The 21664-nt window shown below is 70.7% G+C and carries 22 protein-coding genes and 1 tRNA gene; 12 read left to right on the top strand and 11 right to left on the bottom strand.

Features of this window, described 5'->3' with window-relative positions:
- The first annotated feature begins 57 nt into the window (after window positions 1-57).
- Both M3667_RS12760 and M3667_RS12755 read left to right on the top strand, forming a co-directional pair.
- Window positions 58-1527, top strand: coding sequence for a cation:dicarboxylase symporter family transporter (locus M3667_RS12760; protein WP_251508509.1), 1470 nt, complete (start codon window positions 58-60; stop codon window positions 1525-1527).
- Complete coding sequence (locus M3667_RS12755; protein ID WP_251508507.1) at window positions 1524-2354, top strand: aldolase/citrate lyase family protein; 831 nt, start codon at window positions 1524-1526, stop codon at window positions 2352-2354. The genes M3667_RS12760 and M3667_RS12755 overlap by 4 nt, the downstream gene beginning before the upstream one ends.
- Before the next feature lie 157 nt (window positions 2355-2511).
- On the opposite strand, the gene M3667_RS12750 is transcribed toward M3667_RS12755, so the two are convergent.
- From M3667_RS12750 to M3667_RS12735, 4 genes are read right to left on the bottom strand one after another with little or no spacing between them, the layout of a single operon-like run.
- Entirely contained in the window at window positions 2512-3015 is a 504-nt protein-coding gene (locus M3667_RS12750; RefSeq protein ID WP_251508624.1) for a DUF1992 domain-containing protein, read from the bottom strand.
- Window positions 3016-3062: 47 nt separating this feature from the next.
- The gene (locus tag M3667_RS12745) at window positions 3063-3995 is read right to left on the bottom strand and encodes an oxygenase MpaB family protein (protein ID WP_251508505.1); all 933 of its coding nucleotides are present in this window, start codon (window positions 3993-3995) and stop codon (window positions 3063-3065) included.
- A 52-nt stretch (window positions 3996-4047) separates the two neighbouring features.
- Window positions 4048-4578, bottom strand: a complete 531-nt coding sequence (locus tag M3667_RS12740) for a hypothetical protein (protein WP_251508503.1) — start codon at window positions 4576-4578, stop codon at window positions 4048-4050.
- A 2-nt stretch (window positions 4579-4580) separates the two neighbouring features.
- Window positions 4581-4991 (bottom strand): DUF4383 domain-containing protein, encoded by a 411-nt coding sequence (locus M3667_RS12735; RefSeq protein WP_251508501.1) that lies wholly within the window; start codon window positions 4989-4991, stop codon window positions 4581-4583.
- A gap of 250 nt (window positions 4992-5241) precedes the next feature.
- On the opposite strand from M3667_RS12735, the gene M3667_RS12730 reads away from it, so the two are divergent.
- The 3 genes from M3667_RS12730 to M3667_RS12720 all read left to right on the top strand — a co-directional run bounded on the left by M3667_RS12730 (window position 5242) and on the right by M3667_RS12720 (window position 6649).
- A complete protein-coding gene (locus M3667_RS12730) occupies window positions 5242-5670 on the top strand; it encodes a YdeI/OmpD-associated family protein (protein ID WP_251508498.1) in 429 nt (142 codons plus the stop codon).
- Window positions 5671-5713: 43 nt separating this feature from the next.
- On the top strand, window positions 5714-6355 hold the full coding sequence (locus M3667_RS12725; protein WP_251508496.1) for an asparagine synthase: 642 nt from the start codon (window positions 5714-5716) through the stop codon (window positions 6353-6355).
- 87 nt (window positions 6356-6442) lie between these two features.
- Window positions 6443-6649 (top strand): hypothetical protein, encoded by a 207-nt coding sequence (locus M3667_RS12720; protein ID WP_144832246.1) that lies wholly within the window; start codon window positions 6443-6445, stop codon window positions 6647-6649.
- A 111-nt stretch (window positions 6650-6760) separates the two neighbouring features.
- On the opposite strand, the gene M3667_RS12715 is transcribed toward M3667_RS12720, so the two are convergent.
- Window positions 6761-6833: transfer RNA gene (locus M3667_RS12715), tRNA-Arg, on the bottom strand.
- 169 nt (window positions 6834-7002) lie between these two features.
- Between M3667_RS12715 and M3667_RS12710 the strand changes: the two genes are divergently transcribed.
- On the top strand, window positions 7003-8499 hold the full coding sequence (locus M3667_RS12710; RefSeq protein ID WP_251508494.1) for an L-serine ammonia-lyase, iron-sulfur-dependent, subunit alpha: 1497 nt from the start codon (window positions 7003-7005) through the stop codon (window positions 8497-8499).
- A gap of 14 nt (window positions 8500-8513) precedes the next feature.
- Here the strand turns inward: M3667_RS12710 and M3667_RS12705 are convergent, their stop codons facing one another.
- A complete protein-coding gene (locus tag M3667_RS12705) occupies window positions 8514-8945 on the bottom strand; it encodes a MarR family winged helix-turn-helix transcriptional regulator (protein ID WP_251508492.1) in 432 nt (143 codons plus the stop codon).
- Window positions 8946-9185: 240 nt separating this feature from the next.
- Window positions 9186-9803 (bottom strand): histidine phosphatase family protein, encoded by a 618-nt coding sequence (locus tag M3667_RS12700; protein ID WP_251508490.1) that lies wholly within the window; start codon window positions 9801-9803, stop codon window positions 9186-9188.
- 280 nt (window positions 9804-10083) lie between these two features.
- Between M3667_RS12700 and M3667_RS12695 the strand changes: the two genes are divergently transcribed.
- Entirely contained in the window at window positions 10084-11475 is a 1392-nt protein-coding gene (locus tag M3667_RS12695; RefSeq protein ID WP_251508488.1) for an HNH endonuclease signature motif containing protein, read from the top strand.
- Window positions 11476-11675: 200 nt separating this feature from the next.
- Window positions 11676-12497 (top strand): Cof-type HAD-IIB family hydrolase, encoded by an 822-nt coding sequence (locus M3667_RS12690; protein WP_308196460.1) that lies wholly within the window; start codon window positions 11676-11678, stop codon window positions 12495-12497.
- Window positions 12498-12503: 6 nt separating this feature from the next.
- Here M3667_RS12690 and M3667_RS12685 read toward each other — a convergent pair whose 3' ends face one another.
- Window positions 12504-13706: a PLP-dependent aspartate aminotransferase family protein gene (locus M3667_RS12685; protein ID WP_251508486.1), complete on the bottom strand. Its 1203-nt coding sequence runs from the start codon at window positions 13704-13706 to the stop codon at window positions 12504-12506.
- Between the two features lie 107 nt (window positions 13707-13813).
- Here M3667_RS12685 and M3667_RS12680 point away from each other — a divergent pair, with 107 nt between their 5' ends.
- On the top strand, window positions 13814-14257 hold the full coding sequence (locus M3667_RS12680; protein WP_144832275.1) for an Lrp/AsnC family transcriptional regulator: 444 nt from the start codon (window positions 13814-13816) through the stop codon (window positions 14255-14257).
- Window positions 14258-14343: 86 nt separating this feature from the next.
- Here the strand turns inward: M3667_RS12680 and M3667_RS12675 are convergent, their stop codons facing one another.
- A complete protein-coding gene (locus tag M3667_RS12675; protein ID WP_251508484.1) occupies window positions 14344-15735 on the bottom strand; it encodes an aldehyde dehydrogenase family protein in 1392 nt (463 codons plus the stop codon).
- A complete protein-coding gene (locus tag M3667_RS12670; RefSeq protein ID WP_251508482.1) occupies window positions 15732-16787 on the bottom strand; it encodes a homoserine dehydrogenase in 1056 nt (351 codons plus the stop codon). The genes M3667_RS12675 and M3667_RS12670 overlap by 4 nt, the downstream gene beginning before the upstream one ends.
- Before the next feature lie 265 nt (window positions 16788-17052).
- On the opposite strand from M3667_RS12670, the gene M3667_RS12665 reads away from it, so the two are divergent.
- Window positions 17053-18522, top strand: coding sequence for an amino acid permease (locus M3667_RS12665; RefSeq protein WP_251508480.1), 1470 nt, complete (start codon window positions 17053-17055; stop codon window positions 18520-18522).
- On the top strand, window positions 18522-19280 hold the full coding sequence (locus tag M3667_RS12660) for an IclR family transcriptional regulator C-terminal domain-containing protein (RefSeq protein ID WP_251508478.1): 759 nt from the start codon (window positions 18522-18524) through the stop codon (window positions 19278-19280). The genes M3667_RS12665 and M3667_RS12660 overlap by 1 nt, the downstream gene beginning before the upstream one ends.
- Here the strand turns inward: M3667_RS12660 and M3667_RS12655 are convergent.
- Window positions 19277-20068: an IclR family transcriptional regulator gene (locus M3667_RS12655; RefSeq protein ID WP_251508477.1), complete on the bottom strand. Its 792-nt coding sequence runs from the start codon at window positions 20066-20068 to the stop codon at window positions 19277-19279. The genes M3667_RS12660 and M3667_RS12655 overlap by 4 nt on opposite strands.
- A gap of 112 nt (window positions 20069-20180) precedes the next feature.
- Between M3667_RS12655 and M3667_RS12650 the strand changes: the two genes are divergently transcribed.
- Window positions 20181-21635 (top strand): amino acid permease, encoded by a 1455-nt coding sequence (locus tag M3667_RS12650; protein ID WP_251508475.1) that lies wholly within the window; start codon window positions 20181-20183, stop codon window positions 21633-21635.
- Window positions 21636-21664: the final 29 nt, after the last annotated feature.

The following is a 21664-nucleotide window of genomic DNA, read 5'->3' as shown; positions in this document are numbered from 1 at the left end:
TTCGCCGACGGCTTCGTCGGGAAAAACAATGACGTTAGGAAGAGGGGATAGGCGCTGATGGCTCTCTCACTCCGCACCACCCGGGATGGTCGCCCCCGTAAGAAGATCGACCGCAACCACTGGCTCTACATCGCCGTGATCGTCGCCGTCGTGGCCGGCATCATCGTCGGTCTCGTGGCCCCGGCCTTCGCCACGGCGCTCGAGCCGGTCGGCAAAGGCTTCGTCTCGCTCATCAAGATGATGATCGCCCCGGTGATCTTCTGCACGATCGTCGTGGGCATCGGCTCGATCGCCAAGGCCTCCACGGTCGGCAAGATCGGCGGCCTGGCGATGGTCTACTTCCTGGTGATGTCGTCATTCGCGCTGATCATCGGCCTGGTCGTCGGCAACATCATCCACCCCGGTGAGGGTCTCAACATCTCGGGTGCGCAGTACGACGCCCCCGCCGAGGCCACCACCACGCAGGACTTCATTCTGGGCATCATTCCCACGACGTTCTTCTCGGCATTCACCGGCGGCAGCATTCTCCAGGTGCTGTTCATCGCCCTCCTCGTCGGCTTCGCCCTGCAGGGCATGGGCGAGCGCGGGGCGCGCATGGTCGAAGGCATCCGCAACTTCCAGGTGCTCGTCTTCCGCATCCTCGGCATGATCCTGTGGCTCGCTCCGATCGGCGCCTTCGGTGCGATCGCCGCGGTCGTCGGCAAGACCGGCTTCCAGGCCGTGATCAGCCTGGGCATCTTGATGGGCGCGTTCTACCTGACGTGCTTCCTGTTCATCACGCTCGTGCTCGGTGTGCTGCTGTACGTCGTGACGCGGGTGAACATCTTCACGCTCATGAAGTACCTGGGCCGCGAGTACCTGCTGATCGTCGGTACCTCGTCGTCGGAGGCCGCTCTGCCCCGCCTCATCGCCAAGATGGAGCACCTGGGCGTCTCGAAGCCGGTCGTGGGCATCACCGTCCCGACGGGATACTCGTTCAACCTCGACGGCACCGCGATCTACCTGACGATGGCCTCGCTGTTCATCGCCACCGCGATGGGCTCGCCCATGTCGCTCGGCGAGCAGATCGGCCTGATGATCTTCATGATCATCGCCTCGAAGGGCGCCGCCGGTGTCACCGGTGCCGGTCTCGCCACCCTCGCCGGTGGACTCTCGGCCTACCGCCCCGACCTGGTCGACGGCGTTGGCGTGATCGTCGGCATCGACCGCTTCATGTCGGAGGCCCGCGCCGTCACCAACTTCACCGGCAACGCGGTGGCCACGATGCTGATCGGCGTCTGGACCAAGGAGTACGACGGCCAGCGCGTCCGCGAGGTGCTCGCCGGAAACCTCCCGTTCGACGAGACGATGCTCACCGGCGATGGTCACGGCGGCTCGCACGGCGCGGCCGTGAACGAGGCGGCGGATGCGAAGCAGGACGCCTCCGTGGCGGTCGGCGCCGGCCCCGTCGGTTCCGTCGACACCTCGACGCTCAACGCCTTCCGCGTTCAGGCGGAGGCGGAGGAGTCGGCTCGGAGTCGCTCGTGAGCCTTGCGCACACCCCGGCGGGGGCGGCTTCGGCCGCCCCCGCCCCCGCGCGCGTGGACCTCGCCCGCACCTGGATGCTGCGGTCGCCCCTCGCGGGCGGCCTCGACACCGCGGCCGACGTCCTCGTGCTCGATCTCGAAGACGGCCTCCCCTCCGGACGCAAGTCCGAGGGGCGCGACCGGGCTCGCCGGGCCGCCGCCGAAGCGCCCGTGTGGTTGCGCATCAGCGCCGCCGGAACCCGCGACGGTGAAGCCGACCTCGCGCTCGGACGCGATCTCGACGACCGGCTCGCCGGGGTCGTGCTGGCGATGTGCGCAGGACCCGCCGACGTCGGCCACGTCGCGGCCTCGCTTCCGACGGGCACGCCGATCGTCGCGATGGTGGAGTCCGCCGCCGCGTTGCTGGCCGCCCCGGCGATCGCCGCTCACCCGGCGACCCGTCGCCTCGCGTTCGGCACGGGCGACTTCCGGCGCGACACCGGCATGGCCGCCGACCGCATCGCGCTGTCGTGGCCCCGCGCGCAGCTCGTGGTCGCCTCGGCCGCGGCGGGCATTCCCGGGCCCATCGATGGCCCGTGCGGTCCGATCGACCAGGCGCTCGACGCGGCGCGGCACGCGGTCGCGATGGGTTTCACGGGCACCTTGGCGCTTCAGGATGCCGCCGTGTCCGGCGCACACGCCGGTTTCACGCCCGCGCCCGACGAGGTGGAGCGCGCCCGCGCCCTGCTGACGGCAACCCCCGACGGTCCCGTCGACGGCTCGTACGCTCCGACGCTCGCGCGGGCCCGCGCCCTGGTCGAGCGGGCCGAGGCCCTCGCCGCCCTCTGAGGTCCTGAACCCGCCCCGCGCAAGGTCCCTGAGCCTGTCGAAGGGCCGCCCCCGGTCCGTGCGTCGCCATACCCAGCGAAGGTCCCTAAGCCTGTCGAAGGGACCGCCCCGAACAGGTGGCTTCGACGACCTCAGCCACCCCAGCGGGCAACCGCGCCTACCGTCTCCGGAACCACCTCCGGCGCGGCGCCGGCGCCTCCACCGCGGCCGCGGCCTCGCGTGCGTGGCGTCTCTCGCGCCACGCGGCGATCTCGGCGTCGACGTCGACGGTCGGGGTGACCACGGGCGGCCCGCCCTGCAGCTGCCGCCGCGCCTCGATCACGCGATGGTTGAAGTCCTCGAGCGCCTCCCGCACGTCGGGCTCGCGCGCGATGGCATCCATCCGCTCCGCCCGTTCGGCGTACTCGACCCGCAGCGTCAGGGCCGGGGGACCGAGACCCGACAGCTGCTCCGTCTCGATCTTGCGCCGGATCCACCAGTTCGGGTCGTGCGACGACCCCAGGTCGGGCAGGGGTTTGCCGGCCCCGGGCAGATCGTCGAACTCGCCACGACGGATCGCCTGCTGGATCGAGGTCTCGACGAACGCGGCACGTTCCGCAGCCGTCGAACCGCGGGCCGGCGCCTCGGGCTCCGGTTCGGGTTCGAGCCCTGCCTCGCGCAGACGGCGATCGAGTCGGTAGCGTTCGGCCTCCTGCCGGGGGTCTTCGCTCACGCCGCCTCCCGCTGTTCGCGCTCCAACCGCCGCAGGCGTTCGCGCGCCATGTCCTGGGCGCGGGGGCCCGAGCCGAGCGCGCGCTCGGTGACCCGCAGCACGACGCGGGTCAGCGTGAGGACGGGCAGCGGCCAGCGTCGTACGCCGAGCATCTTGCGGTAGCGGCGGGGGATCGTCGCCACGGCCGCGGCGAACAGCACGCGATACGACAGACCCATCAGGCCGGGGAACGGCGGCTTGCGCAGGAAGCGCACGACATCGGCGACGCGCTCGTCGCCGCGCAGCTCGCCGCGGTCGGCGAAGTCGTCGATCTCGGCGCGCAGGGCGTCGCGCGTGAGAGGTGGATCGATCACCCGCATCAGGCGCCCCGCCGTCGCCCAGTCGGCGACGTAGGCATCGGGTCCACCGGGGATCGGCTTGCGCGAGACCTCGTTCCCGGCGAGAAAAGCGTCGGTGAAGGCCAGGTGCACCCACCGCACGAGATCGGCCGCCTCGGCGGTGTAACCGCGCTCCGTGCCGTCACCCGCGCGATATTCGCCCTTCACCCGTTGGTGGAACCGACCGACGCGCCGGGTCTCGGCATCCGCCTGGCTCTTACTTCCGTACGTGAGGGTGATGACCCAGCGCACCGTACCGGTGAGGCGACCGATCGGGTCTTCGCGATAGCGCGACCAGTCGTGAACCCCCGCGAGCGCTCCCGGGTGCAGTGCTTGCAGAAGCAGAGCCCGGATGCCGGCGACGAGAGTGCCCATGCCGGCGTGCACGGTCCACGCGGGGCCGTTCTCGGCGAAGTAGCCGGTGTCGTCACCGTCGGCGATGGCGCGGACGTACGGTGCCATTCCGGTCGGGTCGCCCGCCAGAGCGACGAGGATCTTGCCCCGCAGCGACTGGATCCAGCCGGGAGCGGAGGGGTAGGTCGCGTCGGTCACCTCTCCAGCGTGCCACCGTCTGAGCGGGCGGGCGCGGGATCGGCCGAGGTCGTCAGTGACCTTCGTGCGAGATCACAGGAACGGTGCCGTCGTCGCGCATGAGCACGGCATCCTGCGTGGCTCCGAGAGCCGGGGTGACGATGACCGAGAGCACGGCGGCGGCGACGAGCAGCCCGACGACGCTCATCGGTTTCGCCGCACGGTCTGCGGGCGCTCCATCGCGCAGACGGCGCAGGTGCACGGCGACCGTGGCGCCCACGACGACGAGCAGCACGCACGCCGCGGCGACGCCGAGGATGCTCGTATGCGCGGGGGTGACGAACATCAGCGACGACACGAGGATCAGCGAGACGAGCGCACCGGCGAGAGCGAGGCGAGGAACCACCAGACGGCCGGTGGAGAGGACCGCGCCGCCCCAGGCGAGAGCGGCGAGTCCCAAGACGACCGCCCCGATCCCGAGGCCGTCGGCGACGGCCCCGGAATCGGAACGGACGATCGCACCCGCGCCGAGGGCAGCGGTGATGAGGCCGGCCCCCCACGCGGATACGGAGGGCCACGACCGCACGAAGGTCGCGGCGGTCATGATCAGACCGCAGCCGTGCGCGGGACGTTGCGCTCGGTACCGAGTCCGACACCCAGCAGCACGACGGCGCTGGCGAGGTGGAGGAAGTGGTCGGGCACGTTCAGCGCGAGAATGTTCGCCGCAGTACCGGTCAGGAAGAACCCGACGATACCGAGCAGCAGGTACACGGCGCCGACGGTGGTGTTGACGCCCTTCGCGGCACGTGCGTTGGCCAGGCCCGCGATCAGCAGGACCGCACCGATGAGCAGGTGGGCGATGTTGTGCAGCGGGTTGACCTCGAAGATGCCGAGCAGCAGACCGCCCTGCGTCGCGATGAAACCGACGCCGCCGGTGACAGCGAAGCCGAGAAGACCGACCAGCAGATAGACGGCACCGAAGACGGTCGCGACGATGCGGTTGGGTGACGAGCTCATGATGAACCTCCCAGAGTGTTGGCAGCGACCGTCCGGTCGCTTCACCCCATCTTCGGAGGAAGACGTCGAATCGGATTGCCCTTTGCGCCGGCAGCGCGCAATGGAGTAGGCCGGGAAACGACAGAAGGCCCCCGAGTACTCTCCGAGGCCCTCCGCAACAGTTCCGACGATAGGCAGGGTCACCTGTCCGCCCGAGGGGATTGCATTTCACGGGGTGTTCACGTAGCGAGCGATCTGGGACACTCGGCGCATGCGCTTCGAGACCACGCTCTTCCAGATGGGCAACAACACCGGCATCGAGGTGCCTCCCGAGGTGCTCGAGGCGCTCGACGGCGGCAAGCGCCCCGCCGTCACCGTCGACGTGAACGGCTACACCTACTCCAGCACCGTCGGGGCCATGGGCGGACGCTCGCTCGTCCCGTTCTCCGCCGACAAGCGGAAAGCGACGGGGCTGTCCGGCGGCGACGCCATCACGGTGGAGCTGACCCTCGACACCGCGCCGCGCACCGTCGAGGTCCCCGACGACCTGGCCGCTGCCCTCTCCGCGGCGGGGAAGCGCGAGGCATTCGACGCGCTCTCGCTCAGCGCGCGCAAGGCCCACGTCACGAACGTCGAGGGTGCGAAGGCCGCAGACACGCGCGCGCGCCGCGTGGCGACCATCGTGTCGAAACTCGCCTGAGCGATCCGCGCACCCCGGGCGATAGCCTGGAGCGGGAGGTCCCGTGGGGCGTACGAAAGAGGCCATCGCCGAAGGGTTGTCGATTGCGACGGCCGCGGCGCGTCTGACCGTGCGCAATCGGATCCTCGTCGAGACCATCGGTCGCGGCGGGCAGTTCGACGGCGAGGTCTTCGCGGACTTCGCCCGCGAGACGCTCGCCGCCCTCGCCGACGAGCAGGATCAGGCGGCCGACCGCGTCACCCATCAGCGCAAGCGCGCGTGGGGGCGGTTCTCCGACTCCTCCGGCACCCACGACTACCGTGACCGCGACACGCGCAACCTCCGTCGCCGGGCCAAGCAGTCCCGCGGCGTCGCGAAAGAACTGCGCACGCTCGCCGCCGACCCCGAGCGTCTCGCGAAGCTCGTCGCCGACGCGCGGATCGCGGCGTGGGGCGATGTCGAGGCCAACCTCAGCCAGCGGCTCGACGTCGAGGGCATGACCGCCGACGCCGATCCGGAGTACGCCCAGATGCGCAAGGCGCGCATGGACGCCCTGCGCATGGTCGACCTCGCCCGCCTCGCCTCCCAGGCCAAGCGCCGCGCGAAAGACAAGGCCGCCACCGTCGAGGCCGAGCCGCTCGACGAGGTCGCGCCGACGACCGGCGGCGGCAAGGGCGGCAAGAAGAAGAAGTCCGCCGCGCGCTGAGGGTCCGGGTCTGACCTGCCTACGGCGCGGTGCCCAGAGGCGCGTGCGACCCCCGAGTAGCGTCGGCGCGGACGGAAGGTGGATGCCATGGCGCAGCGACGCTTCGGACGAAAGCCCCGCGTGGCCCGGGAGGGATATGCGCTCGTGTCGGTGAGCGCCCGCGACGCGGCCGGCTTCGTGCACCACTACGACGACATCGAGGCCCCGCTCGGATCCCTGCACGAGGCGATGGCGATCCTGCAGCTGCATTCGGCGGCGACCGAGGCCGCGCACCGAGGCGAAGCGTCGGCCTGAACCGGCGCCACCGCGACCGCGCGGGACGCGGAGGGCGCGGCATCCGGAGATGGAAAAAGCCCCGGCCGGAGTTTCCTCACGGCCGGGGCTTGTCACTGTCTCAACACAGTGTGCGCCCGAAGGGACTCGAACCCCTAACCTTCTGATCCGTAGTCAGATGCTCTATCCATTGAGCTACGGGCGCTAGGGCCTCCGCGCGAAACGGCGCGCAGGCCGTGGTCAAGCATAGCCGGGAGCCTGTGACACGTCTAATCGGCCCCGCACACCCTGCATCCCGGGCGTGGCGCAGCGGTGACGGCAGGGTGTCTGCGCGGTGACTGCGCCGGGGCGGAGGGGCGACGTACGCTGGCGGGATGAGCGCATACACCTCCGCGTTCGAGCTGTTCTCCATCGGGATCGGACCCTCGAGCTCCCACACCGTCGGCCCCATGAGGGCCGCTGTCGATTTCGCCGCTCGACTCGAGGGCGACGGCGCCCTTGAGAAGGTGGCATCCGTCTCGTGCGCGCTGTACGGCTCGCTCGGCGCCACCGGTATCGGGCACGGCACTCCCGACGCGGTCGTCGCGGGCCTGCAGGGCCTCGAACCCGAGACCGTGGATCCGGATGCCGTGCGGCGGGTCTGGTCGGACTGGCCCGAGGGGCGGCCCCTGGCCCTCGCCGGTCGACACGAGATCCCCTTCGCCAAGAGCGACGTGGTCTTCGAGCCGCGTACGCGGCTGCCCGGTCACCCGAATGCCATGACGCTCGTCGCGCGTGACGCCGACGGCACGGTGATCGCGGAGGACACCTACTTCTCCGTCGGTGGTGGCTTCATCCGCCGCGAGGGAGAGCCCGCGCGCGTGGCCGCCGAGCCGATGCCGCTCGCGTTCGACGACGCCGCGACCCTGCTCGCACTGTGCGACGAGCGCGGGATCACGATCGCCGAAGCGGCTCGTCTGAATGAGACCGCGCTCCGCAGCGACGAGGAGGTCGCGGCCGGTCTCGACCGCATCTGGGATGCCATGGCCGCGTGCGTGAACGCCGGACTCGCGAACGACGGCGTGCTCCCGGGCATGCTCAAGGTGAAGCGTCGCGCCGCGGTCATCCGCGGCCAGCTCGAGGAGATCCAGGCCGAGGGGCACCGCGAGCTTCCGGGCGAATGGCTCGGCGCCTTCGCGCTCGCCGTCAACGAAGAGAACGCCGCGGGCGGACGGGTGGTGACCGCACCGACCAACGGTGCCGCCGGCATCCTGCCCGCCGTGGCCATGTACTGGTGGCGCTTCCTCGCCGACTCGGGACTCGGTCAGGGCAACGCCGTCACCCCGTACGGCGAGCTCGTCGGCAGCGCCCTGCTGGGCTTCGACGGTCACGCCGTCACGCGCGGCGAGGTCTCGGCGTGGGACGACGACGACGTCGCAGAAGCCAACCGCCGTCGCGGCATCCGGAGATTCCTGCTGACGGCGACGGCGCTCGGCTCTCTCTTCAAGGCCAACGCCTCGATCTCGGGGGCCGAGGGCGGATGCCAGGCCGAGGTCGGATCCGCGTGTGCGATGGCCGCGGGTGGGCTGACCGCCGTCATGGGCGGCACCAACCGGCAGATCGAGAACGCGGCCGAGATCGCGATGGAACACCACCTGGGCCTGACGTGCGACCCGGTCGGCGGGCTCGTGCAGATCCCGTGCATCGAGCGCAACGCGATCGCGGCGTCGACGGCGGTCACGGCCGCACGACTCGCTCTGCGCGGCGACGGCAGTCACTACGTCTCTCTCGACGCGGTGGTCGAGACGATGCGTCAGACCGGTATCGACATGTCGACGAAGTACAAGGAGACGAGCGAGGGCGGCCTCGCGGTCAACGTCATCGAGTGCTGAGCGGGCGCGGCGGATCAGGCGTCGTCGCGCAGCTTCGCGGTGAGGGCGTGCAGCTGCGCGAGCTCTGCGTCGCTCAGGCGCGCCATGCGCTCGGCGATGGAGCGGGCGTGCGAGGCGGCGATGCGACGGAAGATGACCGCTCCCTCTTCGGTCGCCGTCACCAGGGACCCGCGTCCGTCTTCCGGGTCGGCGCACTTGCTCACGAGGCCGCGTGCGACCATCCGCTCGACCAGTCGCGAGACGCTCGGTTGGCTGATCAGCATGTTGCCCGTGACCTCGCGCAAGCGTGCCGTCATGCGCGGGGCGCGGGTGACGGTGAGCAGTACGTCGTACTCGGCCTGCGTGAGTTCGGTGCCGTCGAAATCGGTGCGGATGTCGTCGAACACCTCGTGCTGGGCGCGGAAGAGACTCTCCCAGGCCTGCACGGCGAGACGACGATCGGTCATAGGTTCAGCGTAGGGGAGCGGCTCGGCGGGACCGCTCTCTCGACGTAGGCGCGGCACACAGAGTAAGGGCCGGTCGGAGAGGCTTCCGGCCGGCCCTTGTCCCTGCACCAAGAGTGTCCTGCAATCACATGTCGGTAGCTGCCACAGCAAAACAACTACCGTGCGAGCACTCTATAACGGTGAGGTAACGGAGGGGAAGAGGTTCTCGTTATGTTTTCGTGACCGATTTCGAACGAGCTCTCAACGACCGCGCACGTGGTTCCACTGCGTGATGACCTCGGTGCCGTGCTCGAAGCCGAGCTCGCTGACCGCGGAGGTGCCGAGCACGAAATAGCGCCCGCCCGCGGCGGTCAGGCCGAGCCAGGTTCCCGCGAGGGCGCGGAGGAAGTGCCCGTGCGAGAACAGCAGCACCTGCTCGCCAGCGCGCACGCGAGGGCGCAGCTCGGAGAGCAGCGACTCGGCCCGCGCCGTGACCTGCGCGACGGACTCGCCGGGCGTCTCCCCGGCGGGAGTGCCGTCCCACACCGTCCACGGATGGCCCAGCTGCTCGATGATCTCGGGGGTCGTGAGGCCCTCGTAAGCGCCGTAGTCCCATTCGACGAGACGCTTCTCGGGCTGGGCATCGGGATAGCCCGCTCGCGCGGCGGTCTCGACCGCGCGCTGGAGGGGACTCGTGAGCACAAGGTCGTAACGCCGGGTGGCCAGCAGGGTGCCGGCGAGCTCGGCCTTGTAGGCACCGGTCTCGGTGAGGGGGATGTCGGTGAGCCCCGTGTGCTTGCCGGAACGACTCCACGCCGTCTCGCCGTGACGTACGAGCACGATGCGCCCATCGGGTTCGGTCAGCTCTTCGTCTTTCACGACTCCATCCTTCCGCGCCGCGGGGTACTCGGCATCCGGAAACGGACGAAGGGCCGGTCGGGAGATTCCCGACCGGCCCTTTCCTGCACCAGAGTGTCCTGCAATCACATGTCGGTAGCTGCCACAGCAAAACAACTACCGTGTGAGCACTCTATAACGGTGAGATAACGGAAGGGAAGAGGTCTCCGTGACGCTTTCGTTATTCATAGGTTCGGGCGGCCGGTGACCGCCGAGGCTCCGGGCCCCGGGCAATGTCGGAGGTGCTCGTTAGCATGCAGACATGTCATCCGAGACGCCCTCCACGCCTCCGCCAGACGGGCCGCGTACCCGTCAGGCCCTGGTGGCCGAGGCGCTCGCCGCCGACGCAGCCTTCGCCGCCGCCGAGGCTCGTCGCACCCGCGCCTACGCGGCTCTCGGGCAGTTCGGCGTCGACGCGAACGGCGGGCGACCCTCGGTCCGCGCGTCCGACATGGCCCTCCGCGAGATCGCGTCCGAGGTGGCGGCGGCGCAACGCCTCTCCGATCGCACGGTGCAGGCGCACATCGGGTGGGCGATGCGGATCGTCGACGACTTCCCCGCGACCCTCGGAGCCTGGAGCGCGGGGGCGCTCACGCGTGCACACGTGCGGGGGATCGCCGAGATCGGCGCCGAACTCCCCGAAGACCGCCGCGCCGAGTTCGATGCGATCGCCGTGGAGCTCGGCCCTCGGTTGAGCCCGGGCCGACTGCGATCGCGCCTGGCGGCCGTCGCCGAGAAGCTGCAGCCGACGACGCTCACCGAGCGGCATCAGCGGGGCCGCGAGACGCGTTGTGTCCGCGTCGTCCCCGGCGTCGACGGCATGTCCGACCTCATTGCGACCCTCCCCACCGTGCTCGCCGTCGGCATCTACGACCGACTGACGCAGCAGAGCAGGGTGCTGATCGACGCGCGAGGTGGGGGCCTCGCGGCGGACGGGGTCTGCGACGCACGGGGTGCGGATGCCGCGACCACGCCGCTCGGCGCGGCCGCGGTCGCGACCGACGAGCGCACCACTGCGCAGCTGCGTGCCGACATCCTCGCCGACTTGCTGCTGGCCGCCGCTCCCGTCGCCGATCCCACGGCCTCGGGCGACGGGCCGGGAGCGCTCGGCGCGATCCGCGCCCGCGTGCAGGTGGTCGTCCCCGCGCTGTCGGTGCTGCGGCCGGGTGATGAGAATCTCGACCCCGCCGAGCTGGTCGGGCACGGGCCCATCGATCTCGACACGGCTCGCCGCATCGCCGAGGCGACAGCGCTGCCCTGGGATCGCGTGATCACCCACCCCGTCACCGGTGCCGTGCTGATGACCGACACGTACCAGCGCACCGCGGCGATCGACCGGCACCTCCGTGCCCGCGATCGCCGGTGCCGCTGGCCCGGGTGCGTGGTCCCTGCGGTCCGATGCGAGGTCGATCACACCGTCGACTGGGCTCTGGGCGGCGCGACTGATGTCGCGAACCTCGCCCATCTGTGCCAGCGACATCATTCGCAGAAGCAGTTCACCCGGTGGAAGGTCAGGCAGCGCACCGGCGGGGTGCTCGAGTGGACGTCTCCCTCCGGTCGGGTCTACGCCGACGAGCCACTGCCGTACTCGCCAGCGGTGCGGTTTCTCCCCGACGATCCGTCGCCGCCCGAAGACGAGGTGGCGCCGTTCTGAAGCAAGTGGGGGAGGTGAGCGCGCAGACGGCACTCCCGAGCTCCGGCCATGCGCCCTCGGCGATGCTCGCGCGCCTTCCGCCGCGCCACGGACCCCTCCTGCCGCGCCATGCCCCTCCTCCGGTCACGGCCTCAACGCTCGACGGCGGGGTTCCGCCCGCCCCCGGGTTCGCTGTTCACCTGCGCCTGAAACAATGGACCGTGCCTCACGACATCCGCCTCATCGCCGTCGACATGGACGGCACCCTTCTCGACGGAGACGGCAAGGTCCCCGCGGGTCTGTGGGATCTGCTCCCGCGCCTCGCGGCTCGCGACGTCTCGTTCGTCCCCGCGTCCGGCCGCCAGCTGGCGGCGCTGCGACGCGAGTTCGGCGCGGCGGCCGACGGCATGACCTTCATCGCCGAGAACGGCGCCTACGTCGTGCGTGAGGGTGTCGAGGTGGCATCCGACGTCTTCGCCCGTGACGAGGTCGAGCGTGTGATCCGGCGCCTGCGCGCGCTGATCGCGCAGGGCTACGACCTCGGGGTCGTCTTGTGCGGCAAGCGCTCCGCCTACATCGAGCGGGCGGACGCCGCCTTCCGCAGGAACGCCGAGGCGTACTACGCCGCTCTCGAGACGGTCGACGACCTGCTCGCCGCCGACGACGACGTGCTGAAGATCGCCGTGTACGACTTCGCGATCGCCGAGCACAGCGTGGGGCCCGCTCTCGACGATCTCACCGACAGGCTTCGCGTCGTCGTGTCGGCGCGTCACTGGGTCGACATCATGCAGCCCGGCGTCGACAAGGGCACGGCGCTGCGGCGCCTGCAGGACGCCCTCGGAGTCGTGCCGGCGCAGACGGCGGCCTTCGGCGACTACCTGAACGACCTCGAGATGATGGATGCGGCGGACTGGTCGTTCGCGATGGACAACGCCCACCCCGAGGTGGTGGCGCGCGCACGGCACCGCGCCCCCTCGCACCTCGACCACGGCGTGGTCACGACGATCGAGGCGCTGTTCCCCGAATCCGGCCCCGAGGGCTGACGGCGTTCAGCGGCTGATCGCCTCGAGCGCGGCCGCGAGATCGGCGAGCAGGTCGTCGGCGTCTTCGAGGCCGACCGACAGACGCAGGTGGCCGTAGCGGCGGAACTCCTCGGGGTAGGTCCCGGTGCGCGGCCCCTCGGCGGCGGTGTGCACGATGAGACTGTCGTCGTGCCCGAGCGAGAAGCCCGAGGTGATGAGCCGCAGCTGCGCGACGAAGCGGTTCTGCAGGTCGGGATCGCCGTCGAGGGCGAAGGCCATCATGCCGCCGAAGGCGTCGCCCCCGAACTGCCGTGCCGCGAGCTCGTGCTGCGGGTGCGAGGCGAGGCCGGGATAGGCCACGAACGCGACCCGCGGATCCGCCTCGAGGAACGCGGCGACGCGCTGGGCGGAGGCGAAGTGCTGGCGCAGGCGCAGTGGCAGGGTCACCGAGCCGCGCTGGATCATCCACGCGTTGAACGGCGAGATGATGCCGCCCACGTCGACCATGGCGTCGGCCTTGATCGGCTCGATGAGGTCGGTGCGCCCGATGACCGCGCCGCCCATCGCGTCGCCGTGACCGTTGATGAACTTGGTGAGCGAGTGCACGACGAGGTCGGCGCCGTCGACGAGCGGGCGATAGAACGGGGGAGGCGTGAAGGTCGAGTCGACCATGAGGATCGCCCCGCCGGCGTGGGCGATCTCGGCGAGCAGGGTGATGTCGGCGACCTTGGTGGTCGGGTTGGCGATGGCCTCGACGCACACGAGCACCGTCTCGGGCCGCATCGCCTGGCGAACGGCATCCGGATCCGTCACGTCGACGAAGGTCGCCTCGATGCCGTATCGGCGGGGGAGCAGCTCGGTCCACAGGCGCCAGGTCGCTTCGTAGACGACGTCGCTGACCACGACGTGGTCGCCCGCGCGCACGTGCGTGAAGAACACGGCGTGGAGGGCGGCGACTCCGGATGCCAGGGCCACGGCGTCTTCGCCGTGCTCGAGGGCCGCGAGCTTGCGCTCGAGGGCGAGCTGATTGACGCCGGTGTTGCGGGTGTAGAGGCCGGGGGCCGTGGCCGACCAGCTGATCTCGCTCGGATCGTCGGGCAGGGCGAAGGAGTTCGCCATGACGAGGGGTGTGCGCAGGGCCTTCGTGCTGTCGAGCTCGATGCCGCCGTGGACGGCGAGGCTCGCGTCGGACAGGCTGTCGGCGAGGGTGCGATCGGGACGGGTCGTCATATCGCGGTCCTTTCTGCGTCTCGGCGCGTGACGGCGGCGATGTTCTCGGCTACCCTAACGTGCAATATGAGCATTGCCTAGTGCTCTATATGCACATAGGGAGAACCATGGTCCGACCGCGGACGGATGCCGTCGACGAGCGGATCCTCACCGAACTGCAGGCCGACGCCCGCATCCCGCTCGTCACGCTCGCCGCGCGCGTGCACCTCTCGCGCAACGCGGTGAAGCAGCGCATGGAACGGATGGAACGCGACGGCCTGATCGCCGGGTACACGCTCGCGCGCCCCCGCGTCGACGACGGCCGTGTGACCGCAATCGTGCTGGTCTACCGCGCCGACCGCATGCGCGGGGCCGGGGTGATCACCGAGCTGACGCGCATCCCCGAGGTCGTGCAGTGCGACATCCTCTCGGGGCAGTTCGACCTGCTCGTGACGATCCGCGCCGAATCGATGGAGAGGATCGGGCAGATCTGGGAGCGCATCGCCGCCCTCCCCGAGGTCTCCGACACCGTGACGTCGGTCTCGCTCACCCGGGTGATCGACAGGGCGTGATCGCCGGCGTGTGACCGGCGGGGCGCGACCGACGGGCGTGCGGATGCCGCGGCCCCTCTCGTGGCGGGAGCCGCGGCATCCGTCGATCATGCGTTGATGCACACGACCTTGGGTTGGGTCATCTCCTCGTAGGCGAAGCGGACTCCTTCGCGACCCATGCTCCCGAACTTGGCTCCGCCGAACGGCATGCTGTCGACGCGGTAGTCGGAGGAGTCGTTGATCATCACGCCCCCGGCTTCGAGGCGATCGGCGACGCGCAGCGCGCGCCCCAGGTCGCGGGTGAAGGTGCCGGCGTGCAACGCGTACTCGATGTCGTTCGCCTGGGCGACGGCATCGTCTTCATCGTCGAACGGGGCGAGCACGACCACGGGGGCGAAGGCCTCGTCGGCCCACAGCTCGCACGACAGCGGCACGCCCTCGACGACGGTGGGGGAGTAGACCGACCCCTCGAGGCGGTGCCCCACGAGCACGCGGGCGCCGGCGCGCACCGCGTCATCGACCACGCGCTGGGCGGTCAGCGCGGCGGCGGGCGTGATCATGGGCCCCACGTCGGTGGCTTCGTCGGCGGGGTCGCCCGCGCGCAGGGCCGCCGCCGCGTCGACGAACAGCGCGCGGAAGGCCTCGAAGATCCCGCGCTGCACGAGGATGCGCTGAGCTCCCACGCAGTTCTGCCCGGCGGCCCAGAACGCCCCCGACACGCACGCCTCCACGGCCTGCGGAATGTCGGCATCGTCGAAGACGATCACCGGCGCGTTGCCGCCGAGTTCCATCGCGAGGCGCTTCAGCCCCGCTCCGCGCGCGATGGCCTCGCCCGTGGCGAAGCCGCCGGTGAACGACACCATGCGCACCTCGCGCGCGGCGACGAGTGCTGCGGCGACCTCGCGATCACCGTGCACGACGGTCACGATCTCATCGGGAAGGCCCGCCTCGATCAGGATGCCGACGAGGAACTCGGCCATGAGCGGGGTGTACGGCGACGGCTTCAGCACCACGGCGTTGCCGCCGGCGAGAGCCGGGCCGAGCTTGTGCGCGACGAGGTTGAGGGCGTCGTTGTAGGGCGTGATGGCCACGACGATGCCCAGCGGCTCGCGGGTGAACCATCCCTTGCGGTTCTCCGATCCCTCGAACGCGTCGAACGGGATGACCTCGCCCGTCGCCGAGCGGGCGGTCTCGGCCGACAGCGACAGGGTCGTCACCGCGCGGCGCACCTCTTTGCGGGCCTGCCGGATCGTCTTGCCGGCCTCGCGCACGATCAGGGCGCTCGCGGCGTCGGAGCGCTCGCGCAGCAGGGCGGCCGCGCGCTCGAGGACGCCGTGACGGGCGAAGCGCGAGAGTCCGCGTGAGAGCTCCGCGCCGACGCGGGCCCGGGCGAGGACCGCGGGCACATCGTCGACGGGAGTGAGGGCGACGTGCCCGACGACGGTGTCGTCGAAGGGGTTGCGCACCTCGAGCGACGAGGAGGGGGCCACGATCGTCATCGCTTCGCCTCGGCGGTGCGCGAGAGGCGGGCGTCGATCTCGATGATGTCCGACAGCAGGGCGTACGCGGTCTCCACGCGGCCGGCGCCGGGGCCGCTGACCGTGACGGTTCCGAGCAGGTCGGTGTCGAACGACACCGCGTTGGTCGGCCCGCTGATGCCGGCGAGGGGGTGGGTGAGAGGAAGGGCCATGGGCTCCACGCGGGCGTCGATCGAACCGTCGGCGCGACGCTCGGCCGAGCCGATGAGCTTGAAGCGCAGACCCCGGGCCGCGGCATCCGCGATATCGGCGGGCGTGAGGTCGGTGATGCCGGTGCAGGAGACGTCGGCGGGGGTGATGCGGGCGCCCAGCACCTCGTTGGCGAGTATCACGACCTTCAGGCGCACGTCGGACCCCTCGATGTCGGCCGAGGGGTCGGCCTCGGCGTATCCGAGGGTCTGCGCTTCGGCGACGGCGGTGGCCAGGTTCATTCCCGCTTCCATCTGCCCGAGCACGTAGTTGCTCGTGCCGTTGAGGATGCCGCGCACGGCGTCGATGCGCAGTCCCTGCAAGCTAGATGCCGCGAAGCGCAGCACCGGGGTGCCGCTGACGACCGACCCTTCGTACGCGAAGTGCACGCCGTGGGCGGCGGCGACGGCGTTCAGCTCGGTGCCGGCGAGGGCGACGGGACCCTTGTTGGTGGTGGTGACGCTCTTGCCGGCCTCGAGCGCGAGGCGCACGTGCGAGACGCCGGGCTCTCCGTCGTGGGGGTTGGTGAAGGTCGCCTCCACGACGATGTCGGCGCTCGTCTCGCGGATGACCTCGGCGTTGCGCGGGGCGGCCGCGCCCCCGGGCCATGCGGCGAAGGTGTCGTCGGCGCCGAGCGCGAACACCGCGTCGAGGTCGATGCCCTCGTCCTGCACGAGCGAGCCGAGGCGCAGGTCGGTGATCGCGACCACGCGCAGGGCGAAGCCGAGTTCCTCGGCCAGCTCGTCTCCGCGGGTGCGGATGAGGTCGGCCGGCGCGCGGTTGACGCCGCCGAAGCCGATGAGGGCGAGATCGTGACGGTTCATGGTGCTCCTCGGGAGGGGTGCGGAAGGGACTGTGACGATCGTGCGACGACGTCACGGCACCACGCCCCTGTCGTTCGGGCGCTGGCGGATGCCGTTTCGTCGGTGTCGCGGAAGGATCGTCCGTTCGTCGCGAATGCGTCGCCGGCTCTTGAGCGGGGGTGGGGTGCACGCTAGGGTCCGTGGAAACATGTGCGAAATGAACACGGTGCAGTGTTCATACAGCACGAACTGCGATCCGCTCCCTCCTCTTCGAATGCGAGAAGCCATGACCAGATCCACCGACCCCGCCACCCTGCCCAACTCCCTGCCGCTGACGGTCGCCACGCAGGTGCCGCTGCGCCGCCTGCAGCGCTCCATGGACGCCCGCCACCTCGTGATGATCGCGCTGGGCGGCGTGATCGGGTCGGGGCTGTTCCTCAGTTCCGGCTACACGATCAACCAGGCCGGGCCCCTCGGCGCGGTGGTCGCCTACCTGATCGGCGCGTTCGTGGTGTACCTGGTCATGGCGTGCCTGGGCGAGCTCGCCGTCGCCTACCCAGTGTCGGGGGCGTTCCACATCTACGCGGCGCGGGCGATCAACCCCGCGACCGGGTTCACGACGGCCTGGCTGTACTGGCTCTGCTGGGTCGTCGCCCTCGGCTCGGAGTTCACCGCCGCCGGGATCCTCATGCAGAGGTGGTTCCCCGGCGTGCCGGTGTGGGTGTGGTGCCTCGTGTTCGCGGGCGTGCTGTTCGGGCTCAACGCGATCTCGGCACGAGTGTTCGGCGAGACGGAGTTCTGGTTCTCGCTCATCAAGGTCGTCGCGATCGTGGCGCTCATCGTCCTGGGCGCCGCCGCCGTCTTCGGCTTCACCCCGCTGTCGAGCGAGCACCCCGGCGCCGTGCTCTTCAGCAACTTCGTCACCCCCGACGGTCTGTTCCCCACCGGCGTCGCGGGCGTGCTCATGACCTCGCTCGCGGTGTTCTACGCCTTCAGCGGCTCCGAGCTGATCGGAGTCGCGGCGGGTGAGACGAAAGACCCCGCGCGCAACATCCCGAAGGCGCTGCGCTCGACCGTGCTGCGTCTGCTGGTGCTCTTCGTCGGCTCCATCACCGTCATCGCCGCGATCCTGCCCTACGAGCAGGCGGGGCTGACCTCGAGCCCGTTCGTCGACGTCTTCCAGTACGTGGGCGTCCCCTTCGCCGGCGACATCATGAACTTCGTCATCATCACCGCGCTCCTCTCGGCCGGCAACAGCGGCCTGTTCTCGTGCGCCCGCATGCTCTTCTCCCTCGCCGAGGAGGGGCACGCCCCGCGCTCGTTCACGAAGCTCACCCGTCGCGGCATCCCGATCGTGGCCCTCAGCGTCAGCATGGCCATCGGCCTGGTGTCGCTGGTATCGAGCGTGATCGCGGCCGAGACCGTCTACCTCGTGCTCGTCTCGATCGCGGGCTTCGCCGTCGTGGCGGTGTGGATGTCGATCGTCGCGGCGCACTTCTTCCACCGACGGGCCTTCGTCCGCGGTGGCGGCGACGTGAAGACGCTCGCCTACCGCGCCCCGTTCTACCCGGTCGTGCCGATCCTCGCCTTCGTGCTGCTGCTGGCCTCGATCGTGGCGATCGCGTTCGACCCGAACCAGGTCGCGGCGCTGTACTTCGGCATCCCGTTCGTGGTGGCGTGCTACCTGTTCTTCTGGTGGCGGTACGGTCGTCGAGGAGCCACCCCCACCGAGACGCCCTCGACCGAAAGACGCTGATGACCGCGCCCGCCTCGCTGACGCAGGGACTGTCGCTGCTCACCGCGGCCGTCGAACGCGAGCGCTCGGGTCGCCCGGGCCTCGCGCTCGCGCGGCTCGCGGAGGCGGCGGGCGTCGAACGCAGCAGGGCTTCGCGCGTGACGCAGGAGCTGCGGCGCCTCGACTTCGTCGAGCGCGACGCGGCCTCGGCTCTGCGCGCGGGCCCGGCGTTCCTCCGCGCGTCGGCCGCCCGGCACGAGCCGTGGCTCCGCTCGGCCCGCGTACACCTGCGCACGATGGCCGCCCAGCTCGGAATGACCGCGCGCGTCGTCGCCGCCGACGGCCAGCGCGCCCTGCTGCTGCGCATCGAGGGGGTGGAGGCGAACGGCGAGGGGACTCTGCGTCCCTCCGCCGTCGCGCCGATCTGGTGCACCGGGGCGGGGCGCGCCCTGCTCTGGGATCACTCGCGCGACGACCTCGGCGCGCTCCTCGCCGACGCGCAGTTCGTGGGCGTGGGCGGCCCGGGAGCCGCGCGCTCCGTCGACGACGTCGACGCCCTGCTGCGGCGCGACCGCGAGCGCGGGATCGTGACCGCCCACGAGGAGTACGTGGCCGGGGTCACCGATCATGCGCTGCCCGTGCGCGGGACCGACGGGATCGTCGCGGCGGTGTCGGTGAGCGGTCCTCTTACGGGTGCGGCGCAGACGCGGCGCATCACCGCACTCCTCGCCGACAGTGCCGCACGCCTCAGCGCGCTCGCCGCGGGCGCGACCGACTAGCGGATGCCGCCGAGGCGCTCCGAGAGGGAGCGTGCGGCCGCGCTGCAGGCGTCGGCGATCTCGCCGGTGCGGGGCTCGAGGGCGGTGCGCACACCGACGACCTGGACCGCGGCGATGACCTCTCCGCGGAAGTCCCACACCGGCGCGGCCACGGAGTACAACCCCGCCTCGGCCTCCTCGTCGACGATGGCGTAGCCGCGCTCGCGCGCGGCGCGCAGACGCTGCAGGAAGTCCTCGACGTCGCGCGGCGCCTGGGGCCCGGCGGCCTCGAAGCGGGTGGCGGCGAGCACGGCGCGCACCTCGTCGTCGTCGGCGTCCCACAGCACCGCCTGTCCGGCGTCGCTGCAGAAGGCGGGGTAGGCGCGGCCGATCCACGTTCCGACCATGCGAGACGAGGCGGGAATGCTTTCGACGACGGTGACGGTGGTGTCTCCGCGCAGCACGCCGAGGAACACCGCTTCGCCCGTCGACAGTGCCAGTTCGTCGAGCACCTCGATGCCCTCCGCGCGCAGACGCCGGTCGACGAGGTCTTCCGCGGCGGTGTACCACGCCCACGAGAGGCGGTACCGGCGCTGCTCGTCGCGCACGACGACGTCTTGGGCCGCGAGGGCGGTGAGGGTGCGCGAGACGTGCGAGCGGTCGCGCCCCAGGTCGCGGGCGACGTCGGTGACCGAGGCCCCGGAGCGCGTGCGGGTGAGACTCGCCAAGCTCGCGACCACGTCGAAGGCCCGGCTCACGGTCGACGTCGCGTCGGCGTCGTCGTCGGAGGTGCCGTCGGCGAGCGTCATGACCCCAGCGTAGCGAGCGGCCGCGTGCCGCTCCGCGTGCACATCGACTACTGTTTCTGCGTCGCCCGGACGCCTCGACGGCTCCGGGCTCGATCATGATTGCGAGCCCCCCATGAGTCGTCCCACCGATTCGTCCGCTCCCGAGACGGCGATCCCTCAGCCAGAGCGGAGCCTCCGCCGTGCCATGAACGCCCGCCACCTGGTCATGATCGCCCTCGGTGGCGTCATCGGGTCGGGCCTCTTCCTCAGCTCGGGGTACACGATCGCCCAGGCGGGGCCGCTCGGAGCCGTGCTCGCGTACCTGCTCGGGGCCTTCGTCGTGTGGCTCGTCATGGTGTGCCTCGGCGAGCTCGCGGTGACCTACCCCGTCTCGGGCTCGATCCACATCTACGCCGCGCGCACCATGGGACCGGCGACCGGCTTCGCCACGGCGTGGCTGTACTGGCTGTGCTGGATCGTCGCGCTGGGGTCGGAGTTCACGGCATCCGGGATCCTCATGCAGAGGTGGTTCCCGAACGTCGACGTCTGGGTGTGGTGCGTGGTCTTCGCCGCGGTGCTGTTCACCCTCAACGCCATCTCGGCGCGCGTCTTCGGCGAGACCGAGTTCTGGTTCGCCCTCATCAAGGTGCTCGCGATCGTCGCCCTCATCGTGCTGGGCGGCATGGCGATCTTCGGCTTCACGCCTCTCTCGTCCGAGCCGCACGAGGCGGTGCTGCTGAGCAACTTCGTCACGCCCGAGGGGCTTCTGCCCGCGGGTCTCGGCGGGGTGCTCATCACCTCGCTCGCGGTCTTCTACGCCTTCAGCGGGGCCGAGATCGTCGGTGTCGCCGCCGGTGAGACGAAGGACCCCGCCCGCAACATCCCCCGCGCGCTGCGCTCGACGGTGCTCCGTCTGCTCGTGCTGTTCGTCGGCTCGATCGTCGTGATCGCCGCGCTCCTGCCGTACGACAGGGCCGGCGTCAGCGAGAGCCCCTTCGTCGAGGTCTTCGACATCGTCGGGGTCCCGTACGCCGCCGACATCATGAACTTCGTCGTCATCACCGCCCTGCTCTCGGTCGGCAACAGCGGCCTGTACTCGTGCGCGCGCATGCTCTTCTCCCTCGCCGAGGAGGGATACGCCCCCCGCGCCTTCACGAAGCTCACGCGCCGCGGCATCCCGATGGTGGCCCTGCTGGTCAGTCTCGCGATCGGCCTCGTCTCGCTGATCACCAGCGTCGTCGCCGCCGAGACGGTGTACATCGTGCTCGTGTCGATCGCCGGGTTCGCGGCCGTGGCTGTGTGGATGGCCATCGTGGCCGCGCAGTTCTTCCACCGGCGCCAGTTCCTGCGCGCGGGAGGAGACCTCTCCACCCTCGCCTACCGCACGCCGATGTACCCGCTCGTGCCGATCCTCGCCTTCGTGCTGCTGACCGCGTCGATCGTGGCGATCGCCTTCGACCCCAACCAGGTCGCGGCCCTGTGGTTCGGCATCCCCTTCGTGGGGCTCTGCTACCTGTTCTTCTGGCTGCGTTACGGCCGCAAGGGGCGGGTCCCCGAGCGTCGTGACGAGGAGGCCCCGGTCGCCTGATCGCTGTACACCGCGTCCAGTGCATCGGC

The organism is Microbacterium sp. P26 (assembly GCF_023712585.1).
GTDB classification, from domain to species: Bacteria; Actinomycetota; Actinomycetes; order Actinomycetales; family Microbacteriaceae; genus Microbacterium; species Microbacterium algihabitans_A.
This window is presented reverse-complemented; position numbering and strand designations above follow the sequence as displayed.